3 protein-coding genes are annotated in these 3163 nt (G+C 70.6%); 1 reads left to right on the top strand and 2 read right to left on the bottom strand.

Annotation, left to right across the window (positions count from 1 at the left end; translation table 11 throughout):
* Positions 1–61, top strand: a 61-nt coding sequence (locus DVH02_RS37220) for an RbsD/FucU domain-containing protein (protein WP_407697717.1), incomplete at its 5' end; no start/stop codon positions are given.
* Between the two features lie 112 nt (positions 62–173).
* Here DVH02_RS37220 and DVH02_RS34570 read toward each other — a convergent pair.
* Positions 174–2393, bottom strand: a complete 2220-nt coding sequence (locus DVH02_RS34570) for an NADP-dependent isocitrate dehydrogenase (protein ID WP_114627765.1) — start codon at positions 2391–2393, stop codon at positions 174–176.
* A gap of 154 nt (positions 2394–2547) precedes the next feature.
* Positions 2548–3033 (bottom strand): VOC family protein, encoded by a 486-nt coding sequence (locus tag DVH02_RS34565; protein WP_114627764.1) that lies wholly within the window; start codon positions 3031–3033, stop codon positions 2548–2550.
* Between the last annotated feature and the right edge of the window lie 130 nt (positions 3034–3163).

The following is a 3163-nucleotide window of genomic DNA, read 5'->3' as shown; positions in this document are numbered from 1 at the left end:
AAGGACCGGTGAGGCGCGGCCGTACGCGAATGTGCTGCTGCGGTGCGGCGTGTTCTTCTGACGCTCCGGCGGCGGAGGAAGGCGGAGGGGGCGGTCGCCCGGGTGCTCACCCGGGCGACCGCCCCCTCCGTTCGTTCAGCCCTTCAGTGGGGGCCGCGCGTCCTTGCGACCGGTCAGCCGAGGATCGCGAGCGCCTGCGTGAAGGTGGCCGAGGGACGCATGACGGTCGCGGCCTTGGCCGGGTCGGGCTGGTAGTAGCCGCCGATCTCGGCGGGCGAGCCCTGCACGGCGGCCAGCTCGCCGATGATGGTCGCCTCCTGCTCGGCCAGCGTCTTGGCGAGGGCGCCGAACGCCTCGGCGAGCCGTACGTCGTCCGTCTGCTCGGCCAGCTCCTGGGCCCAGTAGAGCGCCAGGTAGAAGTGGCTGCCGCGGTTGTCGATGCCACCGATCTTGCGGCTCGGCGACTTGTCCTCGTTGAGGAAGGTGCCGGTCGCGCGGTCGAGGGTGTCGGCGAGGACCTGGGCGCGCGGGTTGTCGGTGGTCTGCGCGAGGTGCTCGAAGCTGACCGCCAGCGCGAGGAACTCGCCCAGGCTGTCCCAGCGCAGGTAGTTCTCCTTGACGAGCTGCTGGACGTGCTTGGGCGCGGAGCCCCCGGCGCCGGTCTCGAAGAGGCCGCCGCCGTTCATCAGCGGGACGACCGAGAGCATCTTGGCGCTGGTGCCCAGCTCCAGGATCGGGAAGAGGTCGGTCAGGTAGTCGCGCAGCACGTTGCCGGTGACCGAGATGGTGTCCTCGCCCCGGCGGATGCGCTCCAGGGAGAACTCCGTCGCCTCGACCGGCGTCATGATCTCGATCCGCAGCCCGTCGGTGTCGTGCTCCGGCAGGTACGCCTTGACCTTCTCGATCAGGTGGGCGTCGTGCGCGCGGCCCGCGTCCAGCCAGAACACGGCCGGGTCGCCGGTCGCGCGGGCGCGGGTGACGGCGAGCTTGACCCAGTCCTGGATCGGGAGGTCCTTGGTCTGGCACATGCGGAAGATGTCACCGGCGCTGACCGGCTGCTCCAGCACGGCCTCGCCCGCCTCGTTCACGACGCGGACGGTGCCCGGTGCCGCGATCTCGAAGGTCTTGTCGTGGCTGCCGTACTCCTCGGCCTTCTGCGCCATCAGGCCGACGTTGGGCACGGAGCCCATCGTGGCCGGGTCGAAGGCGCCGTGGGCGCGGCAGTCGTCGATGACGACCTGGTAGACGCCGGCGTAGCTGCTGTCGGGGAGGACGGCGATGGTGTCGGCCTCGGCGCCGTCCGGGCCCCACATGTGGCCGGAGGTGCGGATCATGGCCGGCATGGAGGCGTCGACGATGACATCGCTCGGTACGTGCAGGTTGGTGATGCCGCGGTCGGAGTCGACCATCGCCAGCGCGGGGCCCTCGGCCAGCTCGGCGGTGAAGGACTCGGCGATCTTCGCGCCCTCGGGCAGCGACTCCAGGCCCTTGAGGATGCCGCCCAGACCGTCGTTCGGGGTCAGGCCGGCGGCGGCGAGGGTCGCGCCGTGCGCGGCGAACGTCTTCGGGAAGAACGCCCGTACCACATGGCCGAAGATGATCGGGTCGGAGACCTTCATCATCGTGGCCTTGAGGTGGACGGAGAACAGCACGCCCTCGGCCTTGGCGCGGGCGATCTGGGCCGTGACGAACTCGCGCAGCGCCGCGACGCGCAGCACGGACGCGTCCACGACCTCACCCGCCAGCACCGGCACGGACTCGCGCAGGACGGTGGTGGTGCCGTCGTCGCCCGCCAGCTCGATACGGAGCGAACCGGCCTCGGCGACGACCGCGGACTTCTCGGTGGAGCGGAAGTCGTCGACGCCCATGGTCGCCACGTTCGTCTTCGAGTCGGCCGTCCAGGCGCCCATGCGGTGCGGGTGCGCCTTGGCGTAGTTCTTCACCGAGGCGGGGGCGCGGCGGTCGGAGTTGCCCTCGCGCAGCACCGGGTTGACGGCGCTGCCCTTGACCTTGTCGTACCGCGCGCGGACGTCGCGGTCCTGGTCGGACTTGGGGTCGTCCGGGTAGTCGGGGAGCGCGTATCCCTGCTTCTGCAGCTCGGCGACAGCCGCCTTCAGCTGCGGGATGGACGCCGAGATGTTCGGCAGCTTGATGATGTTGGCACCGGGGGTCCTGGCCAGCTCGCCCAGCTCGGCGAGCGCGTCGTCGATGCGCTGGCCCTCTTCCAGGTACTCGGGGAAGGAGGAGATGATCCGTCCCGCCAGGGAGATGTCCCGGCTCTCCACGGCGACCCCGGCCGTCGAGGCGTATGCCTCGACCACCGGCAGGAACGAATACGTCGCCAGGGCCGGGGCCTCGTCGGTGTGCGTATAGATGATGGTCGAGTCAGTCACCGGGTGCTCCGCTCCACGTCTGCAACAATTCTCGACATCAAGATATCTCGTGACCGCGCTCCGGCGCACAGTGCCCTCCCACCCGAGGACCGGCCGGGGCGGCCCGGCCTCCCGCCCGGGGCGGGAGGCCGGGCGGGAGGCCGGGCGGGCCGGGTCAGGAGGGCAGCCCCGCGGCGGCCCTGAGCGCGGCGATGTCGATCTTCTTCATGCCCATCATGGCCTTCATGGCCCGCTGGGAACCATCCTGGTTCGCCTGGTCCCGGCTGCTCACCAGCTCGTCGATCCCCTCGGGGACCACCTGCCACGACAGGCCGTACCGGTCCTTGAGCCAGCCGCAGGGGCCCTCCTCGCCGCCGTCGGAGAGGGTGTCCCAGTAGTAGTCGATCTCCGCCTGGTCCGCGCAGACGACCACGAACGAGACCGCCTCGTCGAAGGTGAACTGCGGCCCCCCGTTGATCGCGGTGAAGTCCGCGCCGTCGAGGACGAAGTCGACGGTGAGGACGGTGCCGGCGGCCCGGGGGCCCGCTTCGCCGTAGTACGTGATGTTCCGGATGCGCGAGTTCGGAAAGACCGAGACGTAGAACTCGGCGGCCTGCTCGCCCTGCGTGTCGAACCAGAGACTGGACGCGATCTTCGGCATCGTCCTCTCCTGCCTTCCTGGGTACGCGGCGGCCCGGCCGGCCGCCGCCGTCCCTGTACTGACCGTCGCACCCGCGCGAACTCATCGCACCCGGGCAGGCCGGTCCCGGCCCGGGTGCGATGAGTTCGCG

This window comes from Streptomyces corynorhini (genome assembly GCF_003346515.1).
GTDB lineage: Bacteria > Actinomycetota > Actinomycetes > Streptomycetales > Streptomycetaceae > Streptomyces > Streptomyces corynorhini.
Note: the sequence above shows the minus strand (reverse complement) of the source record. Positions and strands in the feature narration are given on the sequence as shown.

Excerpts from the sequence above, each read along its gene's own strand:
- DVH02_RS34565 (WP_114627764.1), bottom strand. The coding sequence starts at position 3,033 with ATGCCGAAGATCGCGTCCAGTCTCTGGTTCGACACGCAGGGCGAGCAG.